Below are 19,758 nucleotides of genomic sequence, written 5' to 3'. Positions count from 1 at the left end.
CGGAAAGGAGAGGCCATGCCTCTCGGACCCCTGCGGCAGGTCGCCGTCGTCGGCATCGGGATGACCGAGGTCGCCCGCGTCTCGCCCCGCACTGCCCTGGACTTCTCGGCCGAGGCACTGCGCTCGGCACTCGACGACTCGGGCCTGCACCGCGACGACGTCGACGGGCTGTTCACCAACGTCGGGTTCCCGCTCGCCGTGGACTACGACCGGCTGGCGGAGGCGTTCGGGCTGCGGATCCGCTCGGCCGTGCAGACCTGGAGCCACGGCCGTTTCGTCGGGCCCGCGCTGCAGGCCGCGGTGCAGGCCGTCGCGCTCGGCACCGCCGAAGTCGCCGCCTGCGTGGGCGGGGTGTCGTTCTCCAGGATCGGGGTCGTCGGCGGCTCCGGCGATGTCGAGGGCGTCCGCCAGGGCGGCGGCTCCCACGGTGAGCTCCCGCAGTACGGGATGACGGCGCCGGGCGCCGGCGCGGCCATGGCGTTCAGCCGGTACTGCGCGCGCTACGGCCTGGACCCGGAGCTGATCGCCGCGGTGCCGCTCGCGGCCCGGCGGAACGCCCGGCTCAACCCGAACGCCCAGCTCACGAAACCGCTCGAACTCGAGGACTACCGGGCCGCGCCGTACGTGGTGGAACCCTTGCGCCGCCCAGACTTCGCGCTGTTGAGCGACGGCGGCGGCGCTCTCCTGGTGACGACGGTGGAGCGCGCCCGCGACCTGCGCCGGCCGGCCGTGGTGGTCGGCGGGATGCAGGGCCTGCACGCGGGGCACGACGAATTCATCTTCGCCCCGCCCGGCCTCGGGGTCTTCACCCAGACCGACGAGCGGCGGCCGGTCAGGCCAGCGGACAACCCCGTCTACGGCATGGCCGGGCTGGCCGGCCCGCAGGACGTCGACGTGCTGACCCTCTACGACGCCTTCTCCCCGAACGTGCCGTTCGTGTTGGAGCGCTTCGGGTTCACCGGCGAGGGCGAAGCCCTGTCGTGGATCCAGGACGGGCGCATCGAGGTCGGCGGCGAGCTGCCGGTGAACACCGCCGGCGGGCTGCTCGCCGAGGCCCACATCTGCGGCTGGGGGCACTTCGTCGAGGCCGTCCGGCAGCTGCGCGGCGAAGCCGGGGCACGCCAGGTCGCCGGGTGCGAGGTCGTCCAGTGGGCGACGCCGTTCGGCGACTCCGTCATTCTCTCCCAGGACCGGTGATCATGAGCAGCACACGTCCCTTGCCCGTCCGCTACCCGGAGGACGCCGAGCACCTCGACGGCGCCGTCCGCGGGGAGCTGCGGATCCCCGTCTGCCACGGGTGCGGCGAGAAGTTCTGGCCGCCGGGCCCGGTCTGTCCCCGTGACTTCGGCACCGACGTCGGCTGGGTGACCGATCCCGGCACCGGCACGGTGAACTCCTGGGTGCGGTTCCACAAACGCTACTTCGCCGGAGACGCCGTGCCCTACGTGGTGGTGCAGGTCCGCCTCGACAGCGGGCCAAGGCTGACCACCACGTGGGCCGGGACGGCCGATCCCGCCGTCGGCGGCGCGGTCGGCGTGTCCTTCCGCGAGGTCGGCGACGGCGTCGCGCTGCCCGAGTTCGGTCCGGTGGCTTCGTGACGCGCGGGCGGGAGCTGGCGGTCCGGGTCGGCGCGGTCGGCGTCTGGCTCGCGGCACTGGCGGAGATCCCGGCCGCACCGGCCCGTGCCGCCGCGCGGGAGATCGAGCGCCTCGGCTACGGCGCTCTGTGGCTCGGAGAATCGCCTGCGCACAAGGAGATCTTCACGAACGCGGGCCTGGTGCTCGCGGGCACGGACCGCCTGGTCGTCGCGACCGGGATCGCCACCATCTGGGGCCGGGACGCCGTGGCCGCGGACGGCGCGGCCCAGGCACTCGGCGAGGCGTACCCGGGCCGGTTCGTCCTCGGGCTGGGTGCCAGCCACGCCGAAGCCGGGCGCGGGCAGGGGCACGACCGGCCGCTCACCGCGCTGCGCGAATACCTCGACGTGCTCGACAAGCGGCCCTACCGGGGCCCGGTGTCCGACGTCCCGGTGCCGCGGGTGCTGGCGGCGCTGCGGCCGCGCATGCAGGAGCTGGGCCGCGACCGCGCGGACGGCGTGCACACGTTCTTCGTACCGCCGTCGCACACCGCCGCGGTCCGAGCGCGGATCGGGCCGGACGCGTTCCTGGCCCCGGAACAGGCGGTCGTCGTCGGCCCGGATCCCGCCGCGGCCCGCGGGATCGCGCGGGCGCACGTCGCCACCCGCCTGCGGCTGCGCAACTACTTCGCCCACCTCGAGGCGCTCGGCTACGGCGGGGCCGATCTCGCCGGTTCGGGCAGCGACCGCCTGGTCGACGACCTGGTCGCGTGGGGCGACGCCGCCACGGTGGCGAAGCGGGTCCGCGCGCACCTCGACGCCGGCGCCGACCACGTCGCCGTCCACCCGCTCACCGGGACCCCGGACGACCCCGGCGGGCTCGCCGCACTGCGCGCGCTCGCGCCCCACCTGACCAAGGCCGCGGCTCAGCACTGACCGCCTCCCGCGAACGAAGGAACCACCACGTGAGTGACTCCGCCGCGCCCCCGCGCGCGCTCGACGACCGCTACCGCGTCACCGACGGGCTGGTGCACCTGACCGGCGTCCAGGCCCTCGCCCGGCTGCCGCTGGACGCCCGCCGGGCCGACGTGCGCGCCGGTCTGCGCACGGCCGCGTTCGTCTCCGGCTACGAGGGCTCGCCGCTCGGCGGGTACGACCTCGAGCTCGGCAGGCAGGCCGCGCTGCTGGCCGAGCACGACGTCGTCTTCCGGCCCGGGGTCAACGAGGAGCTCGCCGCCACCGCGGTGCAGGGCGCCCAGCTGGCCGCGCGCTCGGCCGACCGCCGGGTCGACGGCGTCACGGGCTACTGGTACGGCAAATCGCCCGGGCTCGACCGGGCGGCGGACGCGTTGCGGCACAACACGTTGATGGGCACCACCCGGGCGGGCGGCGCGGTCGCGTTCGTCGGGGACGACCCGGCGGCGAAGTCCTCGACCTTGCCCGGCTGCTCGGAGCCGCTGCTCGCCGATCTCGGGATGCCGGTGCTCTACCCGGCCGACCCCCAGGAGGTGCTCGACCTCGGCCTGCACGCCGTCGCGTTGTCCCGGATCAGCGGCCTGTGGGTCGGGTTCAAGATCGCGACGAACGTCGCCGACGGGACCGGCACCGCCCAGGTGCACCCCGAGCGCGTCGTCCCGGTCTTCCCGGACCCCACGATCGACGGCCGCCCGTTCACCCACGAGGTCACCGCGCGCATGCTGCAGCCCGAGCTGGGCAGGCTGGAACGCAGCCGCGACGGGGCACGACTGGAACTGGCCCGCCGGTACGCCGCGGCCAACCCGCTCAACCGGATTGTCGCGTCGGGACCCGATGACCGGATCGGCATCGTCGCCTGCGGCAAGACTTTCCTCGACCTGCGCGAGGGGCTTCGGCTGCTCGGCCTGGACGACGCCGAGCTGGCCCGCCGCGGCGTGCGGCTGCTGCGACTCGGCCTGGTGCACCCGCTGGAGCCGGGCATCGTCCACCGGTTCGCCGAGGGGCTGCGGGAAATCGTCGTGGTCGAGGAGAAGCGCTCGTTCGTCGAGACCGCGCTCAAAGACCTGCTCTACGGGCGTACCGGCGCCCCCGCGATCCACGGCAAACGCGGCCCGGACGGCTCGGCGCTGCTGCCCGCGGACGGGGAGCTCGACCCGGATGTCATCGCGGGTGCGTTGGCCGGCCGGCTGACGGCGCTCGGTGACTTCCCGTCGGTGATCGCGTGGGTGCAAGGGCGCCGGAAACCGCGCGGGCGCATCACGCTGCCGCTGGCCACCCGCACGCCGTACTTCTGCTCCGGGTGCCCGCACAACTCCTCGACGAAGACCCCCGAAGGTTCGCTGGTCGGCGCGGGCATCGGCTGCCACAGCCTGGTCCTGATGATGGACACCGCCGGCACCGGCGAGATCACCGGCGTGACCCAGATGGGCGGCGAAGGCGCGCAGTGGGTGGGAATGGCGCCGTTCCTGAGCCGTGACCACCTGCTGCAGAACCTGGGTGACGGCACGTTCCACCACTCCGGCAGCCTCGCCGTGCGCGCCGCCGTCGCGGGCGGGGTGAACATCACCTACAAGCTGCTCTACAACTCCGCGGTCGCGATGACCGGGGGACAGCAGCCCGCGGGCGTCATGACGATCCCGCAGATCACCCACGCGATGCGCAGCGAAGGCGTGCGCCGGATCATCGTCACGACCGAGGACCCGCGGCGCTACCGGCGAGCTGGGCTGGCGAAGGGCGTCCAGGTCTGGAGCCGGGACCGGCTCACCGAAGCGCAGGAGGTGCTCGCCCGCACCGAAGGCGTCACGCTGCTCATCCACGACCAGGAGTGCGCGACCGAGCTGCGGCGCAAGCGCAAGCGCGGGCTGGCCCCGGAACCGCCCCAGCGGATCGTGATCAACGAGCGGGTCTGCGAGGGGTGCGGGGACTGCGGGGCGAAGTCGAACTGCCTGTCGGTCCAGCCGGTGGCCACCGAGTTCGGCCGCAAGACCCGGATCGACCAGTCGTCCTGCAACAAAGACTTTTCGTGCCTGGACGGGGACTGCCCGTCCTTCCTCACGGTGCTCCCCGGCAAGCGGGCCGTCACCGCCCGCCGGGCCACTCCGATAGCGGACGCCTTCGCCGATCCGGTACCGGTGTTCGGCACCGAGCGGTTCACCGCCCGGATCACCGGGGTCGGCGGCTCCGGGGTGGTCACGCTCTCGCAGATCCTGAGCACCGCGGCCACGATCGCGGGGCTGCCGGTGCGCGCGCTGGACCAGACGGGCCTGGCGCAGAAGGGCGGCGCGGTCGTCTCGGACATCCGGATCGGCGACGTCGCGGCCAACAAGGCCACGGCCGAAACCTGCGACCTCTACCTCGGCGCGGACATCCTCGTCGCCGCCGACCCGCGCCAGCTCGCGGTGGCCGCGCCGGGCCGGACCGCGGCGGTGGTGTCCACCGCGCAGGTCCCCACCGGCGCCATGGTCACCGACACCGCGGCCGCGTTCCCGGACGTGACCGAGCTGCTCGACCGGATCGGCTCGGCGACCGACCCGCGGACCGTGCAGGCGCTCGACGCCCGGGCGGTGTCGGAAACCCTGTTCGGCCAAGACCAATACGCGAACCTGCTCCTCACCGGCATCGCCTACCAGCGCGGGGCACTGCCGATCCCGGCCTCCGCCGTCGAAGAGGCGATCACCCTCAACGGCACCAAGGCCGAGACCAACATCCAGGCCTTCCGTCGGGGCCGGCAGTTCGTCGCCGACCGCGCCGCGTTCGACTCCACCGTGCGCGAGCTGCGTGGCGAACCCGAGCCACCGGCTGAGCCCGCCGCCCGAGTGCGGGCGCTACTCGAGCGGGTCCGCGCCGACGCAGGCTCCGAGCTCGCCCGGCTGCTCGCGATCCGTGTCCCGGATCTGGTCGCCTACCAGAACCTCGCCTACGCCCGACGCTACGTCGAGGACATCGAGCGGCTCCGGCGCGCCGAGGCGGCCGCGGTACCCGGCTCCACCGCACTCACGGAAGCGGCCGCCCACCACCTGCACAAGCTGATGGCCTACAAGGACGAGTACGAGGTGGCCCGGTTGTCCCTCGACCCCGGCCAGGAACGGGAAATCCGCGCCCGCTACGGCGCGGACGCCCGGATCGCCTTCCGGCTGCACCCGCCGGTCCTGCGGGCCATGGGGATGCGCCGCAAGCTCGAACTCGGACCGTGGTTCCGGCCCGTGTTCGCGGCACTGGTGGCCGCCCGGCAGCTGCGCGGGACGCCGTTCGACCCGTTCGGCCGGGCCGCGGTGCGGCGCACCGAGCGGGCCCTGGTCGCCGAGTACCGCGCGGTGCTGGCCGAGCTGGGACACTCGGTGCGCCCGGAAAACCACGATCTGGCCGTGGAAATCGCGAGCCTGCCGGACGCGGTCCGCGGCTACGAGGACATCAAGCTCGGCAACGTCGCCGCCTACCGTGCCGCGCTCGCTGAAGCGCTGAAACGGTTTCGCGCACCGGTCAAGGCGGGGGAGCCGTGCTGACCGCGGCTGTCGCCGACGACCTGCGCGGGCAACTGCCGCCGGGGCGGGTGATCGTCGAGCCCGACGTCATGGCGGCCTACCGGCGCGACCAGGCACCGTGGGCCGAGGACGGGCCACCGGTCTGCGTGGTCCGGCCCCGCACGGCCGAGGAGGTGCAACTGGTCGTGCGAGCTTGCCTGCGCCACCGCGTCCCGGTCGTGCCGCGGGGCGCCGGAACGGGTTTGTCCGGCGGCGCGAACACCGTCGACGGCTGCGTGCTGCTCAGCACCGAGCAGCTGACCGCGATCCGGGAGATCGACGCCGCCGAGCGGCTCGCCGTCGTCGAGCCGGGCGTGGTCAACGACGTCCTGCGCGCGGCCTGCGCCGAACACGGGCTGTGGTACCCGCCGGACCCGGCCAGCGCGCCCTGGTCGACCATCGGCGGCAACGTCGCGACCAACGCGGGCGGCCTCTGCTGCGTGAAGTACGGCGTGACCCGGGACTACGTCCTCGGCCTGCAACTGGTGACCGGCACCGGCGAACTCGTCCGGATCGGGCGGCGGACCGCCAAAGGCGTCGCGGGGTACGACCTGACCGGGCTGCTCACCGGCTCCGAAGGCACGCTCGGCGTGATCACCGAGATCACCCTGCGGCTGCGGCCCGCCCGCGACCCCGAGCGGACGGTCGCGGGGTACTTCCCGTCGTTGGCCGCGGCGGGCCACGCGGTCGCCGCCGTGACTGCGGCCGGCCTCACGCCGTCGGCGTTGGAGCTGATCGACCGGAACGCGCTGGCCGCGGTCGACGAGTGGAAGAACATGGGCCTCTCGGCCGAGGCCGACGCCTTGCTCCTCGGCCGCACGGATCTTCCCGGCAGCGCGGGGGAACAGGAAGCGAAGGCGCTGCTGGCCTGCTTCACCGAAGCAGGTGCCACCTGGGCCGCCGCCTCGTCCGACGAGGAGGAGGCCGAGGCCCTGTTCTCCGCGCGCAAGCTCGCCTACCCGGCTCTCGAACGGCTCGGCCAGGTGCTCAGCGAAGACGTCTGCGTCCCGCGCGGCGCTGTGCCGGACATGCTCACCAGGATCGAGGAGATCGCGCGGCGGCACGACGTCCGGATCGCGACGGTCGCCCACGCCGGGGACGGCAACCTCCATCCCGCCTTCGTCGTGCCCGCCGGCGACACCGACACCCGCCGCCGCGCAGAGGCGGCCTTCGAGGACGTTCTCGACGCCGCGCTCGCCCTGGGCGGCACCGTGACCGGCGAGCACGGGGTCGGCCTGCTCAAGCGGGCGGGCCTGACCCGCGAACTGCCCGCGCCGGTACTGGCGATGCACACCGCGGTCAAGCAGGCACTGGACCCGCACGGAATCCTCAACCCGGGCAAGGTGATCGCGTGCGCGCCGCGGTCCTGAGCCGCACCGGCGGGCCCTGCGTCCTCGACCTCGTCGAGGTCGACCCACCCCGGCCGGGGCCGGGCGAAGTGCTCGTGCGGGTGGCCGCGTGCGGGATCTGCGGGCACGACCAAGCAGACTGCGCCGGGCTGCTCGAGCTCGGCCTGCCCGCTGTGCTCGGCCACGAGATCTCCGGCGTCGTCGTCGAATCCGGCGGGACCCGGTTCGGTCCCGGCGACCGGGTCGCGGCGAAGCAGTTCGCGACCTGCGGGCACTGCGTCCCCTGCACGTCCGGTGACGAGCTGCGGTGCCCCGAGCGCGCCTTCACCTACGGCGGCTACGCGGAGTACGCCGTGCTCCGCGAGACGTCCCTGCTGACCGTGCCGCCGGGGGTGGATCTCGTCGCCGCCTCGGTGGTGGCGTGCGCGGTGGGCACCGGCCTGCAGGCCCTCCGTGCCCGCGCCGGGCTACGGCCGGGCGAGACGGTGCTGGTCACCGGCGCGGGCGGCGGCCTCGGCCTGCACGGGGTCCAGGTCGCGGCCGCCCTCGGCGCCCGCGTGGTCGCGCTGACCGGCGACACCGGCAAGGCCGCCCGGCTGCGGGACCTGGGTGCCGACGAAGTCGTCGCCACGGGAGACACCGCCTGGCAGGCGATCCTCAACGCCACCGGCGGCCGTGGGGCGGACGTGGTCCTCGACAACGTCGGCCGGCCGGAGGTGTTCCGGCAGGCCTTCCGGGCGCTGGCCGACCGCGGCCGCTACGTGCTGACCGGCCAGACCGGTGCCGAGCCCCTGCGGGTGCACCCCGCGTTCGTGTTCGCGAAGGACGCGGTGCTCACCGGATCCGGCTCCACGCTGATGTCCACCTTCACCGACGCGCTGGCGATGGTCGCCGACGGCCGGGTCACCCCGCTGGTGACCCGCTACCCACTCGATGACGTCGACCGCGCCTTCCACGACCTGGACGCCCGCCGGATCACCGGCCGCGCCGTCCTGGTCCCGGCCACCGGAGGTTCGTGATGACAGGCGCACCACGCGCCGCGGTCGTCGGCGTCGGCACGACGTCGTTCGGCAAGCTGCCCGGCCTGACCGCCGACGACCTCGGCGGCTGGGCCCTGCGCGAAGCACTCGCCGACGCGGGTTTGACCGCCGGCGACATCGACGGGCTGATCACCAGCAGGGTGAGCAGCTACGAGGCGATCGCCGCCGACCACGGCATCCAGCCGCGCTGGGTGACGCACCTGCCGGCCGAGGGCCGGATGGCCGGGGTCGCCGTGCACACCGCGCTGGTCGCGCTGGCGACCGGTCAGTGCCGGACGGTCGCGCTGGTCTACGGCAACGACGGCGCGTCCGCCGGGGCCACCTACGGCGGCGGCGTGGGCGAGGCCTACGGCACCTCGGCGTCGCTCGCCGCCCCGTACGGGATGACCTCGCCGGGCGCGTTCTACGCGATGATGCTGCAGCGCCACCGCGCGCGGTACGGCACCACCGAGGAGCAACTCGCCACGGTGTCGATGACCTTCCGCGAGCACGCCCGGCTGAACCCGAACGCGGTGATGCGCAAGCCCGTCTCCCTGGACGACTACCGCTCGTCGCGGTTCGTGGTGGAACCGCTGCACCTGCTCGACTACTGCCTGATCAACGACGGCGGAGCCGCGATGATCCTCACCGTCCCCGAGGCCGCCGCCGACCACCCCCGGCCGCCGGTCTACGTCCTGGGCGCGGCCCAGTCCGCCCAGCTCGTCGAGTCCGACTTCCCGCCCGACGACTTCTGGGCGGGCGCGTTATCCGAAGTGGACACAAGGGCGTGGGCGGCGGCGGACCGTGAACGGTCCGATGTGGACGCTCTGATGATCTACGACAACTTCAGTCCCAACGTGCTGTTCACCTTGGAGGGACTGGGTTATTGCGCACCAGGCGAGTCGGGCGAGTTCATCCAGGGCGGCCGGATCGGGCTCGGCGGCGAACTGCCGATCAACACCTCCGGCGGTCACCTGTCGGAAAGCTACCTGCAGGGCTGGGCACTGGCCGTGGAGGCGGTGCGCCAGCTGCGCGGCGAATGCGGACCGCGGCAGGTCCCGGACGCGTCGCTGATCCAGTGGGCGTGCGCGTCCCCGATCGTCACCTCGGTGATCTACGGGAAGGAGTTGTGAGCACCGTGAACGGCGAACCCGGCGCCGAGCGCGTGCGGCACCACCTGGACGGCCTGCGCGAGCGCGAGATCCGGATCATCCGGTGTGCGGCGTGCGGCCGGGCCCAGTTCCCGCCGCGGTCGGCGTGTCCCAGTTGCCACGCGCCCGGCCCGTTCGCCTGGGAACGGGCGAGCGGCCAGGCCACGATCTGGTCGTTCTGCGTCTTCCACAAGGCCTATCTGCCGCCACCCGCGCCGCAGCCGCCCTACACCGTGGCCGTCGTCGAACTGGCCGAAGGACCGCGGCTGGTCACCAACATCGTCGACGCGGACCCGCACACCCTCCGGATCGGCGACGCCCTCGAGCCCGTGTTCGGGCCCGGCGGTGCCCCGGAGGTCCGGTTCCGGCCACGGCGGGCAGACCGGTGAGGGGCCCGCTGGCGGACCTGCACGTCGTCGAGTGCGCGAGCTTCGTCGCCGGTCCCACGGGCGGGATGACGCTGGCCCAGCTCGGCGCGGACGTCGTCCGGATCGACCCGCTCGGCGGTGGCAGCGATCTGCACCGCTGGCCGGTCGCCCCGAGCGGGGCGAGCTACTACTGGGCGTCGCTGAACACCGGCAAGCGTTCGGTGGCCGTCGACCTGCGTTCCGATGAGGGCCGCGAGCTCGTGCTGGCCCTCATCACCGCGCCGGGACCGGGTCGCGGCATCTTCGTCGACAACGTGGTGGGGCGACGGTGGATGACGCCGGAGCGGCTCCGCGAGCGGCGAGCCGACCTCATTCACCTGCGGGTGCAGGGATACCCGGACGGGCGGCCCGCGGTCGACTACACGGTCAACGCCGAGGTCGGCGTCCCGACCATCACCGGTCCCGAGGGCTTGGCCGCGCCGGTCAACCACGTCTTCCCCGCCTGGGACGTCGCGGCGGGCATGACGGTCGCGGCAGGCGTGCTGGCCGCGCTGCACGAGCGTGTCCGCACCGGCCGGGGCCGGCTCCTGGAGTTGGCGCTCGCCGACGTCGCCTTGGCCGGGGTAGCGAACCTGGGCTGGCTCTCGGAGGCCGCGGACCGCGGCCGCGAACGTCCCCGGCACGGCAACCACGTCTACGGCAGTTTCGGGGTCGACGTCGAGTGCCGCGACGGCGTCCGGGTGATGGTCGTGGCGCTGACTCCGGGGCAGTGGACCGCACTGCAGCAGGTCACCGGCACGACGGCCGTGTTCACCGCACTGGCCGAAGCGCTCGGGGCGGACCTGGACGTTGAGGCCGAGCGGTACCGGCTGCGGGAGACGATCGCCGCGGTCATCCGGCCCTGGTTCGCCGAGCGCGACGTCGCACAGGTCAGCAAGGAACTCGACGCGGCCCGGGTGCTGTGGGGCCGCTACCGGGGCATGCCCGAGGTCGTCGCGGCCCACCGCGCCGGGGCCCATCCCGTGCTGGCCGACATCGCCCTGCCGGACGGCGAGGGGGCGATCACCGCCCGGTCGCCGTTGCGGCTCGACGGCGACCACGGACCCGTGGGCCGGGTGCCCGCGCTCGGCCGCGAGACCGCCGAGGTCCTGGCCGAAATCCTCCACCTCACGACCGCCGAAATCGGCGGGCTGCACCAGCGGGGGGTCATCGGCCCCCTGGACAACACCGACACCTGGAGCGAACGATGACTCTCACCACCGGGCGGACCACCGACTTGGACCGCACCCGCTTCTTCATCGACGGCCGCTGGGTCGAGCCGCTCGGCACCGGCACCCACGTGGCGCTCGAGGCGGCGACCGGGGAACCGCTGGGCACCGCCGCGCTCGGCACGGACGCCGACATCGACGCCGCCGTGCGGGCCGCCCGCCGCGCACTCGACGAGGGCCCGTGGGGCCGGACGACCGCGAGCGAGCGCGCCGCCGTGCTGCGCCGGTTCACCGCGGCACTCGCCGCGCGGGCCGACGCGACGTCCACTTTGGTCAGCCGCGAGAACGGGATGCCGATCGGGCTGTCGGCCGCGTTCAACGGCGCCGCTCCCGCCGGGCTGCTGCAGATGTACGCCGACCTGATCGAGACGACCCCGCTGGAATCGGTGCGGCCGAGCCCGGCCGGCTCGACCGTCGTGCGCCGGGAGCCGGTCGGCGTCGTCGGGGCGATCACGCCGTGGAACTACCCGCAGGTGCTGGCGGTGATGAAGATCGCGCCCGCGCTGGCGGCGGGCTGCACCGTGGTGCTCAAGCCGTCGCCGGAAACCGCGCTCGACGGCTACGTGCTCGGCGACGCCGCCGCGGAGGCGGGGTTGCCGCCGGGCGTGCTCAACATCGTGCTCGCCGGCCGCGACGCGGGCGCCGCGCTCGTCTCGCACCCCTTGGTGGACAAGATCGCCTTCACCGGCTCCACCGCGGCGGGCCGGCTCATCGGCGCCGAATGCGGCCGGTCGATCCGCCGCTGCAGCCTGGAGCTCGGCGGCAAGTCCGCCGCCGTCGTCCTCGACGACGTCGACCTCGACTCCTTCGTGGCGGGACTCGGGGCGGCGTCGTTCCCGAACAACGGCCAGACCTGCACGGCCCAGACCCGGATCCTCGCCCCGCGGTCCCGCTACGCCGAGATCGTCGACGCGGTCGCCGGATTCGCCGACGGGATGACCGTCGGGGATCCCCTCGACCCGGCCGTCGCCTGCGGCCCGATGGCCAGCGAAGCCCAGCTGGAGCGGGTACTGGGCTACATCGAGCTCGGCCGTCGCAGCGACGCGCGGCTGGTCGCCGGTGGGGGCAGGCCCGCCGGGCTGGACCGCGGCTGGTTCGTGCGGCCGACCGTGTTCGCCGACGTGGACAACGCCGAACGCATCGCCCAGGAGGAGATCTTCGGCCCGGTCGTCACCATCACCCCCTACGACGGTGACGACGAAGCGATCCGGCTCGCCGACGCCAGCGAGTACGGCCTCGGCGGCTCGGTCTGGACCTCCGACGAGGAGCGCGGGCTCGCGATCGCCCGCCGGATCCGCACCGGCACCATCGGGATCAACTACTACCAGCAGGACCTCGGCGCGCCGTTCGGCGGGATGAAGGCCAGCGGCATCGGCCGCGAACTCGGCCCGGAGGCGCTCGACGGTTACCTCGAGTTCAAGAGCATCTACGCCAGCGCCGCCCAGCTGGACCGCTGACCCCGTCCCCGACGACAGAGAGGACGGACCGTGCTCACCCGACGCCGCGTGACACCCACCGTCATCATCGCGATGCTCGTACTGGCCACGTCCTGTTCGACCGCGAGCCCCGCCGAGGATGGTCCGCGGGCCGCCGACGGCTACCGGCTCGAGCGGGTAGTGACCGGGACCGCGCTGCACAGCTTCAACGGCATCACCCTGCGGCCGGACGGCAAGCTCGTCGCCGCGAGTCTCGCCGCCGAGACGATCACCGAAATCGACCCGGCGACGGGCGCTTTCAAGCCGCTGGTCGAGGCACCCGACGGCCGGTCGGACGACGTCGTCGTCTCACCGCGGGGCGACGTCCTGTGGACCGATCCGCTCGCCGGGGCGGTCAAGGCCCGCGACGCCGACGGCACCGTCCGGACGGTCGCCGGGGACCTGCCAGGTGTGAACTCGATCGCCTACGACCGGGCCGGGACGCGGCTCTTCGCCGGGCAGACCTTCTTCGGGGACGCGCTCTGGGAGATCGACCCCGCGGGCGTGGCGCCGAAACGTCTCATCGCGAAGGGCCTAGGTCAGCCCAACGCGTTCGCCTTCGGGCCCGACGGCCGGATCTACGCCCCGGTGGGCAAGCGCAAGGCCGTGGTCCGGGTCGATCCGGGGACCGGGGCCACCGAGGACGTGGCGGGTGGTTTCACCCAGCCGGTCTCGGCCCGGTTCGACTCCCACGACCGGCTGTACGTCCTCGACGGCGCCACCGGCGAGCTGATCCGGGTCGATCCCGCGACCGGCGCGAAGCAGACCGTCGTGACGCTGCCCGCAGCCGATGACAACATGATCATCGGGCCGGACGACCACGCCTACGTCAGCAACATGGCCGACAGCAGCATCGTCGACGTCGACCTGGCCACGGGCGCGCAGCGGGTCGTCACCAGCAGCCCGCTGACGTTCCCGCGGGACATCGCGACCGGGCCGGACGGCGTCGTCGTGGCCGACAGCACCGCGGTCCGGCTCATCGACCCGGCCACCGGGCAGGTCCGGGAACTCGCCCGCAGGCTCGCCACGGAGATCCAGTTCCCCAGCGGCGTCAGCGTGCACGGCGACCACCTGGTGTTCGCCTCCGACCTCATCGGCACGGTCCAGGTCCTCGATCGCGCCGGGCACCCGGTCCGCCAGGCCGCCGGGTTCCAGCAGCCCGCGGACGCCGTCGAACTCGACGACGGCGGCCTCGTCGTCGCCGAGCCCGCGGCCGGGCGGCTCGTCCGAGCCGACGGCACCGGGGCGCCGCGGCCGCTGGCCGAAGGACTCGGCACACCCACCGGGCTCACGGTCACCGGCGACGGCCGGATCCTGGTCACCGACGCCTCCGGCGGGCGGCTGCTCGGCGTCGACCCCGCGAACGGGACGGTCACCGTGGCCGCCACCGGGCTCGGTGCGCCGCGGAGCGTGGCGACCGCACCCGGCGGAGCTGTCGTCCTGCTCGACGCGGACGGGCGGGTGCTCCGGCTCGAACCCGGCGCCACCCAGCCCACCGTCCTGGCCCAGGGCCTCGCCACCGGGTACCTCGACAAGCCCTACCCGCGGTCCGGGGGAGTCGCCGTCACGCCGGACGGCACCGTGTACATCTGCGCCGACAAGGAGAACTCCGTTCATGCCCTCCGCCGGACCTGATCCCGCCGCCTTCCGGTTCGGGGTCAACCTGCTCAGCCCGGTGGGGCGGGCCGAGTGGCAGGACCGCTGCCGCCGGGCCGAGGATCTCGGCTACGACGTCATCGCCGTCGCCGACCACCTCGGCATGCCCGCTCCGTTTCCCGCGCTCGTGTCCGCGGCGGCCGTCACGACCCGGCCGCGGCTGGCCGTCTTCGTCCTGAACGCGGGGTTCTACAACCCGGCGCTGCTGGCCCGAGACCTCGCGTCCACCGACCAGCTGACCGACGGACGGCTCGACGCCGCCCTCGGCGCCGGATACGTCAAAGCCGAGTTCGACGCCGCGGGCATCCCGTGGCCGACCGCGCGGGAGCGGGTCGGCCACCTCGAACGCACGGTGTCCGAGGTGCGGCGGCTGTTCGACGACCCGGCGCACGCCCCACGACCGACGCGTGCGTCGGTTCCTCTGACCATCGCGGGCAACGGCGACCGGGTGCTGGGCTTCGCCGCGCGGCACGCCGACACCGTCGCCCTCAGCGGTGCCGCACCTGGTTCCCGGCCGGGCAAGCACCGCTTGCTCGGCCGGGACGAACTCGCCGAGCGGGTCCGGTACGTCGCGAGCCACGCCGTGGATCGCCCGGAGCTCAACCTCCTGATCCACGCGGTCGCGCTCGGCGGAACCCGGCGGGACGTCACCGCCGGGCTCCGCCGGTTCGACGCCGCGCCCGAGGACGTCCCCACGCTCCTCGTCGGCTCACCGGCCCGGATCGCGGAGGACGTGCAACGGCTGCGGACCGAACTCGGCTTCACCTACCTCACAGTGCCGGAGCCCGCGATGGAGAGCTTCGCCGAGGTGATCGGCCTGCTGCGCTGACTGCGCCGCTCGCCGGAACGACAACCAGCGACAGGAGAAGAGAAATGGCCGACACGGCGACTTCCGTCCCGCCCGGCAGCCCGTTCCTCACCGAGGAGCGGCTGGCGATCCAGGCCATGGCTCGCGACTTCGTGGCCCGCGAGGTGCTGCCCGTCGCGAACGAACTGGACCCGGTGGGCGGCGAAATCCCCATGGAGCTGCGCGCGAAGATGGCCGACCTGGGCTTCTTCGGCATCCTCATCCCCGAGGAATACGGCGGGCTCGGGCTGGGACTGTCGGAGTACGCGATCGTGGTCGAGGAGCTGGCGCGCGGTTGGATGAGTGTCGCGAGCCTGGTCGCCCGCGGGCAGCAGTTCACCGCGGGCTTCGGCGTCGAGCAGCGGCAGCGATACCTGCCGCGCATGGCGCGTGGCGAGTTCCTCTCGGCGTTCGCCCTTTCCGAACCGGACGCCGGGTCGGACGTCGCCGCGCTCACCACCCGGGCCCGCCGCGACGGGACCGGCTGGCGCATCACCGGGCAGAAGATGTGGTGCACCTTCGCCGACGGCGCGGACTACCTCCAGGTCTTCGCCCGCACCGAGCCGCTCGACCCGGCCCACCGGGCGCGCGGGATCACCTGCTTCCTGATGCACAAGGAACGCGGGACACTGCCTGAGGGCGTGCGGGGCACCCCGGTGCGCAAGATCGGCTATCACGGCTGGAAAACCTGGGAACTGTCGTTCGACGACGCGTGGGCCGACGAGGTGGTCGGCGAGCCGGGTGACGGCTTCCGCATCGCGATGGGTGATCTGGACACCGCCCGCGTCCACACCGCGGCTCGCGCGATCGGCCTGGCCCGGGGCGGGCTGGAGGACTCGATCCGCTACGCCGCCGAGCGGGTGCAGTTCGGCCGCCCGATCGGGGCCCACCAGGCGATCCGGTTCAAGATCGCCGACATGGCCACGGAGATCGAGGCGGCCCGCGCGCTCATGTACCAGGTTTGCGCGGACGTCGACGCCGGCCGGTCCGACCCGGTCCGGGCGTCGATGGTCAAGCTGTTCGCCTCCGACATGGCCGAGCGGGCGACCAGCGAAGCCCTGCAGATCCACGGTGGTGCGGGCTACACCACGGACTATCCGGTCGAGCGGTACTGGCGGGACGCGCGGCTGACGCGCATCTTCGAGGGCACTTCGGAGATCCAGAAGCGGATCGTCTCCGACGCGCTCCTCGGGAGGGCGGGCCGGTGATCGCTCTCGACTCCGCGAGCACGTTCCTGTTCGTGCCCGGAGACCGCCGGGACCGGTTCGGCAAGGCCGCCGCCAGTGGCGCGGACGTCGTCGTCCTCGACCTCGAGGATGCCGTCGCCCCCGGCGACAAAGACGCAGCGCGCGAGGACGCCCGAGGCTGGCTGGCCGCGGGCGGGAGGGGTGTCGTGCGGATCAACGCCGCGGGCACGAAGTGGTTCGAGGCGGACGCCGAACTCGTCCGCGCCGCGCAGGCACCGGTGATGCTGCCGAAAACCGAACAGCCCGCGGTGCTCGCCGAGCTGACCGGGCTCCCGGTGATCGCGCTGGTGGAGACGGCCCTCGGCGTCGAGAATGCCCGCGCTTTCGCGGCCGCGCCCGGCGTCGCGCGGCTCGCCTTCGGCAGCGTCGACCTCGCCGCCCAGCTCGGTGTCGCCCACGACGACCGGGCGGCCATGGATCCCGCCCGCTCCCGGCTGGTCCTCGCCTCGGCGGCCGCCGGGCTGCCCGCTCCGATCGACGGCGTCACCACCCGGCTCGACGACCTGGCTCGCGCCGGTGAGGACGCGCGACGCGCTCGCCGGCTCGGGTTCGGTGGGAAGCTCTGCGTCCACCCCCGGCAGGTGGAACCCGTGCGCACCGCGTTCGCCCCGACCACGAGCGAGCTGGCTTGGGCACGGCGGATCGTCAAGACGGCGGGGTTGTCTGCAGCGGCGATCGACGGGCAGTTGGTTGACAAACCCGTCGTCGACCGGGCCCGGCGATTGCTCGAAGCCCACGCTCGGGGAGAAATCCGATGAACCGGCTGGACGACGTCGAGCAGGCCATCGTGGACACCGTCCGCGACTTCGTCGACCGCGACGTCCGGCCGGTCGTGCGCGAGCTCGAACACGCGAACACCTACCCCGAAGAGCTGATCGAGCAGATGAAGCGGCTCGGCGTCTACGGGCTGGCCATCCCCGAACCCTACAGCGATCTGCGGGTCTCCACCGAGTGCTACGCGCTGGTGACCGAGGAACTGGCGCGCGGCTGGATGAGCCTCGCCGGTGCCATGGGCGGGCACACCGTCGTGGCGAAGCTGATCCTCACCTTCGGCACCGAGCAGCAGAAGCAGCGCTACCTGCCGCGCATGGCGACCGGCGAGCTGCGCGCGACCATGGCGCTGACCGAACCGGGTGGCGGCTCCGACCTGCAGGCCCTGCGCACGACCGCGCGCAAGGTCGGCGGCGGGTACGTCGTCGACGGCACCAAGACGTGGATCAGCAACGCCCGCCGGTCCGGCCTGGTCGCCCTGCTGTGCAAGACCGATCCGGACGCCCAGCCCGCGCACAAGGGCATCAGCATCCTGCTGGTCGAGAAGGTTCCCGGGTTCACCGTCTCCAAGGACCTGCCGAAGCTCGGCTACAAGGGCGTCGAGAGCTGCGAGATCACCTTCGACGACTGCCGCGTGCCGGCGGACGCGCTGCTCGGCGAGACCGAGGGGAAGGGGTTCGCGCAGATGATGCGGGGGCTGGAGATCGGCCGCATCCAGGTCGCCGCCCGCGCCACCGGCGTCGCGCGGGCCGCGTTCGACGACGCCCTGAAGTACGCCCAGGAACGCGAGTCGTTCGGCAAGCCGATCTGGCAGCACCAGTCGGTCGGCAACCACCTCGCGACGATGGCGACCAAGTTGACCGCCGCCCGCCAGCTGCTGCTGCACGCCGCACGCCGGTACGACGCGGGTGAGCGCGCCGACCTGGAAGCCGGGATGGCGAAGTTGTTCTGCTCGGAGACGGCGATGGAGGTCGCGCTCGCCGCGATCCGCGTCCACGGCGGCTACGGCTATTCGACGGAGTTCGACGTCGAGCGGTACTTCCGGGACGCGCCCCTGATGATCGTCGGGGAGGGCACGAACGAGATCCAGCAAAACGTCATCGTCAAGCAGCTCATCGCTCGCGGAGGATTACCATGACGAACTTGCACGACGTGGTCAGCGGGTGGTGGCCTGAGCCTGTTGAGGCGTCGGAGGTGATCGGTGCGTGGCCGGCCACGGCGCTTTCGGCGCTGCTCGACCGGCCCGTGCCGGCCGGGCCGTTGCCGCCGTTGTGGCACTGGTTCCACTTCCTCGAGCCGACCCCGCAGGCCGCTCTCGGCGAGGACGGCCACCCGGCGGAGGGGCACTTCTTCCCGCCGATCCCGGACCGGCGCCGGATGATCGCCGGTGGCCGCCTCGAGGTCCGCGCGCCGATCCGCATTGGTGACCAGATCGACCGCCGGAGTGAACTGGCCGGCGTCACCGTGAAGGAGGGCCGCAGCGGGCAGCTGGCGTTCGTGACCGTCCGCCACGAATACCGGCGCGGCGGCGAACTCCTGCTCACCGAGCACCAGGACGTCGTCTACCGGTCCCAGCCCGCCGGGCAACGGCGGCGGCTCGCCGAACCGGAAGCGGCCGCCGAGCCGCCGCACGAGTGGAAGATCAGCACGCCGACCGGGCCGCAGTTGCTGTTCCGGTTCAGCGCGCTGACCTACAACACCCACCGCATCCACTACGACCGGCCGTACGCGACCGAGGTCGAGGGGTATCCCGGGCTGGTCGTGCACGGCCCGCTGCTGGCGTTGCTGTTGCTGGAGATCCCGCGCCGGCACGGTGACCGGCCGGTGACGTCGTTCGGATACCGCTTGTTCAGCCCGGTGTTCGCCGGCGCGACCGTGCTGACCCACGGACGCCGCGACGGCGGGAAGCTCGCGTTGTCGGGCATGGTCGAGGGCGGCGCCACCGCGATCACCGGCACCGCGACCTTCGCGTCCGGATAAGAGACGAAGCGACAACGAGAGAGTGCGAGTGCCCGACGGCGCCGCCGGCTACGTCGACGTGGTCGGCACCGCCACGTTGTCGAACGCGCCGGCTTGCGCCGGGCCGTAGACCCGGTTGTCGCTTGCTCCGGGCTCAGCGTCGCAGTGACCGGATCACCCGGCGGGTCGCAGGGTCCGCAGGCCGCGTTCGAGGATGTCGGTGAAGCGGTCGACGTCGTCGCCGGTGTTGTACACGCCGAAGGACACCCGCAGTCCCGTTCGCACCTGGGACAGCCAGGCGTCGCGGAGCGTTGTCGTCGCCGTCCTCAGAAGAGCGGGCATGTCGGCGACGAACCACTCGATTCGGCTCGCATCGGCGACGCTGGGACCATCGACGCCCCCCTTGCCCAGGCTTCGTCCCGCGTCCTGTCCGGGTGCGCCGGCCGAACGACCCGCCCGGTCGGCTCGAGACAGCCCACGGCATCAGCGGCGGCATAACCGCACCGGGTCTCCGGCCTGTTCGCCCGGTAGCCTCCTCGACCACGCGGCGCCTGCCCGCGATGTCAGCGGGACGTA

Annotated in this window: 17 protein-coding genes; 16 read left to right on the top strand and 1 reads right to left on the bottom strand. The window is 73.2% G+C overall.

What is annotated here, in order from left to right; genetic code table 11:
- The first annotated feature begins 15 nt into the window (after positions 1-15).
- Genes EIY87_RS35775 through EIY87_RS35700 form a run of 16 tightly spaced genes read left to right on the top strand, consistent with a single transcriptional unit; the run spans position 16 to position 19,203 of the window.
- Positions 16-1,197 (top strand): thiolase family protein, encoded by a 1,182-nt coding sequence (locus EIY87_RS35775; protein ID WP_125314378.1) that lies wholly within the window; start codon positions 16-18, stop codon positions 1,195-1,197.
- A gap of 2 nt (positions 1,198-1,199) precedes the next feature.
- Entirely contained in the window at positions 1,200-1,598 is a 399-nt protein-coding gene (locus EIY87_RS35770) for a Zn-ribbon domain-containing OB-fold protein (RefSeq protein ID WP_125314377.1), read from the top strand.
- The gene (locus EIY87_RS35765) at positions 1,595-2,512 is read left to right on the top strand and encodes a TIGR03620 family F420-dependent LLM class oxidoreductase (RefSeq protein ID WP_125314376.1); all 918 of its coding nucleotides are present in this window, start codon (positions 1,595-1,597) and stop codon (positions 2,510-2,512) included. The genes EIY87_RS35770 and EIY87_RS35765 overlap by 4 nt, the downstream gene beginning before the upstream one ends.
- Before the next feature lie 29 nt (positions 2,513-2,541).
- Positions 2,542-6,054, top strand: coding sequence for an indolepyruvate ferredoxin oxidoreductase family protein (locus tag EIY87_RS35760; protein ID WP_125314375.1), 3,513 nt, complete (start codon positions 2,542-2,544; stop codon positions 6,052-6,054).
- Complete coding sequence (locus EIY87_RS35755; RefSeq protein WP_225440252.1) at positions 6,048-7,442, top strand: FAD-binding oxidoreductase; 1,395 nt, start codon at positions 6,048-6,050, stop codon at positions 7,440-7,442. The genes EIY87_RS35760 and EIY87_RS35755 overlap by 7 nt, the downstream gene beginning before the upstream one ends.
- Positions 7,424-8,440: an alcohol dehydrogenase catalytic domain-containing protein gene (locus tag EIY87_RS35750; RefSeq protein ID WP_125314374.1), complete on the top strand. Its 1,017-nt coding sequence runs from the start codon at positions 7,424-7,426 to the stop codon at positions 8,438-8,440. The genes EIY87_RS35755 and EIY87_RS35750 overlap by 19 nt, the downstream gene beginning before the upstream one ends.
- The gene (locus EIY87_RS35745) at positions 8,440-9,573 is read left to right on the top strand and encodes a thiolase family protein (RefSeq protein ID WP_125314373.1); all 1,134 of its coding nucleotides are present in this window, start codon (positions 8,440-8,442) and stop codon (positions 9,571-9,573) included. Before EIY87_RS35750 ends, EIY87_RS35745 begins: the two co-directional genes overlap by 1 nt.
- Positions 9,570-9,980: a Zn-ribbon domain-containing OB-fold protein gene (locus EIY87_RS35740; RefSeq protein WP_225440251.1), complete on the top strand. Its 411-nt coding sequence runs from the start codon at positions 9,570-9,572 to the stop codon at positions 9,978-9,980. Before EIY87_RS35745 ends, EIY87_RS35740 begins: the two co-directional genes overlap by 4 nt.
- A complete protein-coding gene (locus EIY87_RS35735) occupies positions 9,977-11,209 on the top strand; it encodes a CoA transferase (protein ID WP_125314371.1) in 1,233 nt (410 codons plus the stop codon). Before EIY87_RS35740 ends, EIY87_RS35735 begins: the two co-directional genes overlap by 4 nt.
- Complete coding sequence (locus EIY87_RS35730) at positions 11,206-12,684, top strand: aldehyde dehydrogenase (protein WP_125314370.1); 1,479 nt, start codon at positions 11,206-11,208, stop codon at positions 12,682-12,684. Before EIY87_RS35735 ends, EIY87_RS35730 begins: the two co-directional genes overlap by 4 nt.
- Before the next feature lie 30 nt (positions 12,685-12,714).
- Positions 12,715-14,337, top strand: a complete 1,623-nt coding sequence (locus tag EIY87_RS35725; protein ID WP_125314369.1) for a PQQ-binding-like beta-propeller repeat protein — start codon at positions 12,715-12,717, stop codon at positions 14,335-14,337.
- Positions 14,318-15,187 (top strand): TIGR03621 family F420-dependent LLM class oxidoreductase, encoded by an 870-nt coding sequence (locus EIY87_RS35720; protein WP_125314368.1) that lies wholly within the window; start codon positions 14,318-14,320, stop codon positions 15,185-15,187. The genes EIY87_RS35725 and EIY87_RS35720 overlap by 20 nt, the downstream gene beginning before the upstream one ends.
- Positions 15,188-15,231: 44 nt before the next feature.
- Positions 15,232-16,413: an acyl-CoA dehydrogenase family protein gene (locus EIY87_RS35715; RefSeq protein ID WP_125314367.1), complete on the top strand. Its 1,182-nt coding sequence runs from the start codon at positions 15,232-15,234 to the stop codon at positions 16,411-16,413.
- Positions 16,410-17,210 carry an HpcH/HpaI aldolase/citrate lyase family protein gene (locus EIY87_RS35710; RefSeq protein ID WP_404800128.1) on the top strand — a complete coding sequence of 267 codons (801 nt, stop codon included), beginning with the start codon at positions 16,410-16,412 and terminating at the stop codon, positions 17,208-17,210. Before EIY87_RS35715 ends, EIY87_RS35710 begins: the two co-directional genes overlap by 4 nt.
- Positions 17,207-18,361, top strand: a complete 1,155-nt coding sequence (locus EIY87_RS35705) for an acyl-CoA dehydrogenase family protein (protein WP_125314366.1) — start codon at positions 17,207-17,209, stop codon at positions 18,359-18,361. The genes EIY87_RS35710 and EIY87_RS35705 overlap by 4 nt, the downstream gene beginning before the upstream one ends.
- Positions 18,358-19,203, top strand: a complete 846-nt coding sequence (locus tag EIY87_RS35700; RefSeq protein WP_125314365.1) for an FAS1-like dehydratase domain-containing protein — start codon at positions 18,358-18,360, stop codon at positions 19,201-19,203. Before EIY87_RS35705 ends, EIY87_RS35700 begins: the two co-directional genes overlap by 4 nt.
- A 153-nt stretch (positions 19,204-19,356) precedes the next feature.
- On the opposite strand, the gene EIY87_RS47860 is transcribed toward EIY87_RS35700, so the two are convergent.
- Entirely contained in the window at positions 19,357-19,524 is a 168-nt protein-coding gene (locus EIY87_RS47860; protein WP_158641426.1) for a hypothetical protein, read from the bottom strand.
- Positions 19,525-19,758 lie beyond the last annotated feature (234 nt).

This window comes from Amycolatopsis eburnea (assembly GCF_003937945.1).
GTDB classification, from domain to species: Bacteria; Actinomycetota; Actinomycetes; order Mycobacteriales; family Pseudonocardiaceae; genus Amycolatopsis; species Amycolatopsis eburnea.
The sequence above is the reverse complement of the archived record's forward strand: the minus strand, read 5'-3'. Positions and strand labels throughout refer to the sequence as shown.

Excerpts from the sequence above, each read along its gene's own strand:
- EIY87_RS35775 (WP_125314378.1), top strand. The coding sequence starts at position 16 with ATGCCTCTCGGACCCCTGCGGCAGGTCGCCGTCGTCGGCATCGGGATG.
- EIY87_RS35770 (WP_125314377.1), top strand. The coding sequence starts at position 1,200 with ATGAGCAGCACACGTCCCTTGCCCGTCCGCTACCCGGAGGACGCCGAG.
- EIY87_RS35745 (WP_125314373.1), top strand. The coding sequence starts at position 8,440 with ATGACAGGCGCACCACGCGCCGCGGTCGTCGGCGTCGGCACGACGTCG.
- EIY87_RS35730 (WP_125314370.1), top strand. The coding sequence starts at position 11,206 with ATGACTCTCACCACCGGGCGGACCACCGACTTGGACCGCACCCGCTTC.
- EIY87_RS35720 (WP_125314368.1), top strand. The coding sequence starts at position 14,318 with ATGCCCTCCGCCGGACCTGATCCCGCCGCCTTCCGGTTCGGGGTCAAC.
- EIY87_RS35715 (WP_125314367.1), top strand. The coding sequence starts at position 15,232 with ATGGCCGACACGGCGACTTCCGTCCCGCCCGGCAGCCCGTTCCTCACC.
- EIY87_RS35705 (WP_125314366.1), top strand. The coding sequence starts at position 17,207 with ATGAACCGGCTGGACGACGTCGAGCAGGCCATCGTGGACACCGTCCGC.
- EIY87_RS35700 (WP_125314365.1), top strand. The coding sequence starts at position 18,358 with ATGACGAACTTGCACGACGTGGTCAGCGGGTGGTGGCCTGAGCCTGTT.
- EIY87_RS47860 (WP_158641426.1), bottom strand. The coding sequence starts at position 19,524 with ATGCCCGCTCTTCTGAGGACGGCGACGACAACGCTCCGCGACGCCTGG.